Origin of the sequence: Streptomyces pathocidini (assembly GCF_001418495.1) — a bacterium.
Lineage (GTDB): Bacteria > Actinomycetota > Actinomycetes > Streptomycetales > Streptomycetaceae > Streptomyces > Streptomyces pathocidini.
Genome location: NZ_LIQY01000456.1, coordinates 1 through 6,084, shown reverse-complemented (window position 1 = coordinate 6,084; position 6,084 = coordinate 1). Strand labels below are relative to the sequence as shown.

The 6,084-nt window shown below is 72.9% G+C and carries 4 protein-coding genes; all 4 read right to left on the bottom strand.

From position 1 onward, the window contains the following. Positions 1-1,302, bottom strand: a 1,302-nt coding sequence (locus AOK16_RS20245; protein WP_055473617.1) for a lactate utilization protein B, incomplete at its 3' end; no start/stop codon positions are given. Beyond that, entirely contained in the window at positions 1,299-2,084 is a 786-nt protein-coding gene (locus AOK16_RS20240) for a (Fe-S)-binding protein (protein WP_055473616.1), read from the bottom strand. The genes AOK16_RS20240 and AOK16_RS20245, both read right to left, overlap by 4 nt. Next, a complete protein-coding gene (locus AOK16_RS20235; RefSeq protein WP_079101597.1) occupies positions 2,075-3,607 on the bottom strand; it encodes a rhamnulokinase in 1,533 nt (510 codons plus the stop codon). The genes AOK16_RS20240 and AOK16_RS20235 overlap by 10 nt, the downstream gene beginning before the upstream one ends. Before the next feature lie 276 nt (positions 3,608-3,883). Further along, a complete protein-coding gene (locus tag AOK16_RS20230) occupies positions 3,884-5,929 on the bottom strand; it encodes a bifunctional rhamnulose-1-phosphate aldolase/short-chain dehydrogenase (RefSeq protein ID WP_055473615.1) in 2,046 nt (681 codons plus the stop codon). Between the last annotated feature and the right edge of the window lie 155 nt (positions 5,930-6,084).

Genomic DNA, 6,084 nt, shown 5'->3' with positions numbered 1-6,084 from the left:
GTGGTCCAGCGCCCAGCGGGCCGCGCGCATCGCGGCCCGCTCGGCCGCGTGCCCCTTCGCGGGCCGGATCGTCACCTTCTCGCCGCGCCGCGTCACCTCGCCGCCCTCCACCACCCGCTCCCGCAGGTGCACCAGCACCTCGGGGATGTCGATGGCGACCGGGCACACCTCGTAGCACGCCCCGCACAGCGAGGACGCGTACGGCAGCGAGGCGTCCACGTCGCTGGTGATACCCCGGAGTTGGGGGGTCAGGATCGCGCCGATCGGGCCCGGGTACGCCGAGCCGTACGCGTGGCCGCCCGCCCGCTCGTACACCGGGCAGACGTTCAGGCACGCCGAGCAGCGGATGCAGCGCAGCGCCTGGCGGCCGACGGTGTCGGCGAGGGTGTCGGTGCGCCCGTTGTCCAGCAGCACGAGATGGAAGGTCTGCGGCCCCTCGCCGTCCGAAGTGCCGGTCCACATGGTCGTGTACGGGTTCATGCGCTCGGCCGTGGACGAGCGGGGGAGGAGTTGGAGGAAGACCTCCAGGTCCTGCCAGGTCGGCACGATCTTCTCGATGCCGACGACCGAGATCAGCGTCTCCGGCAGCGTCAGGCACATCCGGCCGTTGCCCTCGGACTCGACCACGACCAGCGTGCCGGTCTCGGCGACCATGAAGTTGGCGCCCGAGATGCCGACCTTGGCGCGCAGGAACTTCTCGCGCAGGTGCAGCCTGGCCGCCTCGGCCAGCTCGCGGGGGGTGTCCGTGAGGCCGTCCGGGGCCGGGCGGCCCCAGTCCGACATCTTCTCGCGGAAGATGTCGCGGATCTCCGAGCGGTTGCGGTGGATCGCCGGAACCAGGATGTGCGAGGGCAGGTCGTCGCCCAACTGCACGATCAACTCGGCGAGATCGGTCTCGCAGGCGGTGATGCCGGCCTGCGCGAGTGCCTCGTTGAGTCCGATCTCCTGCGTCGCCATCGACTTGACCTTGACGACCTCCGTCTCACCCGTGGCCCGCACCAGGCCTGTGACGATCCGGTTCGCCTCGGCCGCGTCGGCCGCCCAGTGCACCTGCCCGCCGGCCGCGGTCACCGCCGCCTCCACCTGTTCCAGGTAGTGGCCGAGGTGGCGCAGCGTACGGTTCTTGACCGCCGCCCCGGCGGCCCGCAGCAGCCCCCAGTCGTCCAGTTCGGCGACGGCCTTGGCGCGCTTGTCGCGGATGGTGTGGGTGGCGTGGCGCAGGTTGCCGCGCAGGGTGGTGTTCCGGGTGGACTCGGCCGCGGCCTTGGGGAAGGCGGGCATGCCCAGGTATGTGCCGCTCATCGGGCGTTCTCCTCCCTGACGGCGCGTCCGGATCCCGCGGACGCCTCGGTGCTCGCCAGGATCTCGGCGATGTGTACCGGGCGCACCGGCGAGCCGAGCCGGGCGAGCGTACCGCCGATGTGCAACTGGCAGGAGTTGTCGACCGTGCAGACCGCCTCGGCCCCGGTGGCGCCGATGTTGCGCGCCTTGTCCGCGCCCATCGCGGCGGAGACGGCGGCGTTCTTGACGGCGAAGGTGCCGCCGAAGCCGCAGCACTCCTCCGCGCCCGGCAACTCCCGCAGTTCGAGCCCCTTCACGTGCTCCAGCAGCCGCCTGGGCCGGTCGCCCAGGCCCAGCATGCGCAGCCCGTGGCAGGTGGGGTGGTAGGTGACGGTGTGCGGGTAGTAGGCGCCCACGTCCGTCACCTTCAGCACGTCGACGAGGAACTCCGTCAGCTCGTACGTCTTGGGCACCGCGCTCGCGGCGGCCTCGGCCAGCTCCTGGCCGCGGCCCTCGGCGGCCGACTTGGCGCCGATCCGCGGGTAGTTGTCGCGCACCATGGCCGCGCACGAGCCGGACGGGGTGACGACGTAGTCGTAGTCGCGGAAGGCGGCGGCGTAGCGGCGGACCAGGGGCTCGGTCTCGTGCCGGTAGCCGGTGTTGAACTGGGGCTGGCCGCAGCAGGTCTGGGCCGGCGGGAAGTCGACCTCGACGCCGAGCCGCTCCAGCAGGGTGACGACCGCCTGCCCGGTGCGCGGGAAGAGCGTGTCGTTGACACAGGTGACGAAGAGGGCTACCCGCACGGCTGTTCCTCCTTGGAGCCGCTGTCGTACGCGGTACCTGGCCCGCCGTCGGCTATCCGGGCCTCCGCCCGGTCCCATGCTGTGTGATCACCCATGGGCTCATAGTGCCGCAGCGGCTGGGTTTCGGACAGCAGTCGCCGCAGTTCGGCCAGCCCGCCCTCGACGGCGCCCGCCGTACGGGCCTGTACCAGCACGTTGCCCAGGGCCGCCGCCTCCGCCGGGCCCGCGACCACGGGCAGTCCACACGCGTCGGCCGTCAGGCGGCACAGCAGCTCGTTGTGGGCGCCGCCGCCCACGATGTGCACCGCGTCGACCCCGCGGCCCGACAGCCGCTGGGCGTCCGCGAGCGCCCGCCGGTGCGCCAGCGCCAGCGAGTCCAGGACGCAGCGGGTCGTCTCGGCCGGGTCGCGCGGCACCGGCTGCCCGGTGCGGCGGCAGGCCTCGGCGATCCGCTCCGGCATCCGGCCCGGGGCGATGAACTCCGGGTCGCCCGCGTCCACGACGGACCGCAGGGGCGTGGACTGCGCGGCCCCGCGCAGCAGTTCGCCCAGCTCCTGCGGGTGCCCCTCCGCCGCCCAGGAGCGCAGGCACTCCTGGAGCATCCACAGGCCCATGATGTTGCGGAGGTAGCGGACGGTGCCGTCGATGCCCAACTCGTTGGTGAAGTTGGCCAGTCGGCTGTCCTCGGTCAGCACCGGCGCGTCCAGCTCCAGCCCGACCAGCGACCACGTACCGGTCGCGATGTACGCGAACCGCTCGTCGCGCGCCGGTACGCCGACGACGGCCGAGGCGGTGTCGTGCGACCCGACGGCGGTCACCGGCACGGGCCCCTTGAGCCCGGTCTCCTCCAGGACGCCGCTCCGCAACTCCCCGGCCGGGTCGCCGGGATGGCGCAGGAACGGGAACAGCGACAGGTCGATGCCGAGCGCGTCGGCGACGGGCCGGGCCCAGTCGCGCGTCCGCGGGTCGATCAGCTGTGTGGTTGAGGCGTTGGTGATCTCGGTACCGGCGACACCGGTCAGCCAGTACGAGATGAGGTCCGGGATCAGCAGCGCGGTGCGGGCCGCGTCGAGGGCGGGGGAGCCCTCGGCGGCGACGAGCTGGTAGACGGTGTTGAAGGGGAGGTGCTGGAGGCCGGTGGCCGCGTACAGGCGGCTGGGCGGGAGGACTTCCGCCACCTTCGCCACGGCGGGCTCGGTCCGGGAGTCCCGGTAGTGGACCGGGTTGCCGATCAGGGCTCCCGTGGCGTCGAGGAGGCCGTAGTCGACGGCCCACGAGTCGATCCCGATGCCGTTCAGGCGGCCGCCGGTGGCCTGGGCGGCGGCGCGCAGGCCGTCCAGGACGCCGCGGTAGAGGGCGAGGACGTCCCAGTGCAGGGTGCCGCCGACGCGCACCGGCGTGTTCGGGAACCGGTGCACCTCCTCCAGCGCGAGCGCCGCGGGTTCCACGCGCCCGACCATCACACGCCCGCTGGAGGCGCCGAGGTCGATGGCGGCGAAGGCGAGGGGGTGGGTACGTGTCACGTTGTGTCAGTCCTTACGTGAGGGGCCGTTCGCCGTGCTGTGGGCAGGCGTTCCGCCGGGCGGAACGGGTGGGCACAGCACGGCCACCGGCCCGCAGTCGCGTACGAAACGTTCAGGCCCGGTGGCCTGTTGCGGCCGGAGCGGCCACGCTCCGGTGGGTGGTGCGGCGCGTTGCCGGTTGCGGGCCGGTGTGTGCCCACCCTCCCCCAGACTCCGTCCGGGGGGACCCCCAGCCCGGCGGAACGCCTGCCCACACACCGGCGAACCTGGTGGCCGCTACCGCAGGAACGCCGCGGCGACGCCCGCGTCCACCGGGATGTGGAGTCCCGTGGTGTGACTCAGGTCCCCGCCGGTCAAGGCGAATACCGCGTTCGCCACATGCTCCGGCAGCACCTCCCGCTTCAACAGCGTCCGCTGCGCGTAGAACTCGCCCAGCTTCCCCTCCTCGACCCCGTAGACGGCCGCGCGCTTCGCGCCCCAGCCCCCGGCGAAGATGCCGGAGCCGCGGACCACCCCGTCGGGGTTGATCCCGTTGACGCGGATGCCGTCGCCGCCGAGCTCGGCTGCCAGCAGCCGCACCTGGTGTGCCTGGTCGGCCTTGGTCGCGCCGTACGCGATGTTGTTCGGTCCGGCGAACACGCCGTTCTTGGAGGCGATGTAGACGATGTCGCCGCCGATGCCCTGCGCGGTCATCACCCGCGCCGCCTCCCGGGAGACCAGGAAGGAGCCGCGGGCCATGATGTCGTGCTGGAGGTCCCAGTCCTTCGCGGTGGTCTCCAGCAGCGGCTTGGAGATGGAGATACCCGCGTTGTTGACCACCAGGTCGACCCCGCCGAAGGCGAGCGACGCGGCGGCGAAGGCGGCGGCGATCTGCTCCTCGGAGGTGACGTCGACCGTCACCGCGACGGCCTTGTCGGGCCCGCCCAACTCCTCGGCCACGGCGGCCGCGCCGTCGGCGTTGAGGTCGGCGACGACCACACACGCGCCCTCCGCCACCAGCCGCTGGGCGATGGCCCTGCCGATGCCGGAGCCGGCGCCCGTCACTAGCGCGACCCGGGTTGCGAGGGGCCTGGGCGCGGGCATCCGTCGCAGTTTGGCCTCCTCCAGCTCCCAGTACTCGATGCGGAACTTCTCGGACTCCTCGATCGGCGCGTATGAGGACACGGCCTCGGCGCCCCGCATCACGTTGATCGCGTTGACGTAGAACTCGCCCGCCACGCGCGCCGTCTGCTTGTCCTTGCCGAAGCTGAACATGCCCACACCCGGCACGAGCACGATCGCCGGGTCGGCGCCGCGCATCGCGGGGGAGTCGGGGCCGGCGTGCCGCTCGTAGTACGCGCGGTAGTCCTCGCGGTAGGCCGCGTGCAGCTCCTTGAGCCGCGCCACCGCCTCCTCCAGCGGGGCGCCCGCCGGCAGGTCGAGGACCAGGGGTCGGACCTTCGTCCGCAGGAAGTGGTCCGGGCAGGAGGTGCCGAGCGCGGCGAGCCGGGGGTGCTCGGCGCGGGCCAGGAAGTCCAGTACGACGTCGGAGTCGGTGAAGTGGCCCACCTGCGGGCGGTCGGCGGAGGCCAGACCGCGGATGACGGGGGCGAGCGCGGCGGCGCGGGCACGCCGCTCGTCCTCGGCCAGCGGACCGTACCCGTCGAGCGCGGGCCCGAACGGCTCGGCCTTGCCGCGCTCTTCGAGGAACGCCTCCGCGGTGCGGATGATGTGCAGCGAGTTGCGCTCGCACTCCTCGGAGGTCTCGCCCCAGGCGGTGATGCCGTGGCCGCCGAGGACGCAGCCGATCGCCGCGGGGTTGGCGGCCTTCACGGCCGCGATGTCCAGGCCGAGCTGGAAGCCGGGGCGGCGCCACGGCACCCACACGACCTTGTTGCCGAAGCACTCCTTGGTGAGCGCCTCGCCGTCGGCGGCGCAGGCGAGCGCGATGCCGGAGTCGGGGTGCAGGTGGTCGACGTGGGCGGCCTCGACGAGGCCGTGCATCGCGGTGTCGATGGACGGAGCGGCACCGCCCTTGCCGTGCAGGCAGTAGTCGAAGGCCGCGACCATCTCGTCCTCGCGGTCCACGCCCGGGTAGACCCCGGTCAGCGCGCGCAGCCGGTCGAGCCGCAGCGCGGCGAGCCCCGCGGCCTTGAGCGTCCCGAGGTCACCGCCCGAGCCCTTGACCCACATCAGCTCGATGTCCTGCCCGGTCACCGGGTCGGTGTCCGTGCCCTTCGCGGAGGTGTTCCCGCCCGCGTAGTTGGTGTTGCGCGGGTCGGCGCCCAGGCGATGCGAGCGAGCGAGCAGCTCCGCCACGCGCTCGTGAGTTGCGTCCGTCATTCCTGATCCTTACGAGTCCGAACAGCTGTCTTCTGGCAGTGACGGGTACGGCCGACCCCCGCCGCGACGGTGGGAGGTGGGACGGCGGAGTCCGGCGGTGCCGAACGACCGCCACCGGAAACCCGGTCCCCCCCCCGCGGGAGGCGGGATGGCGG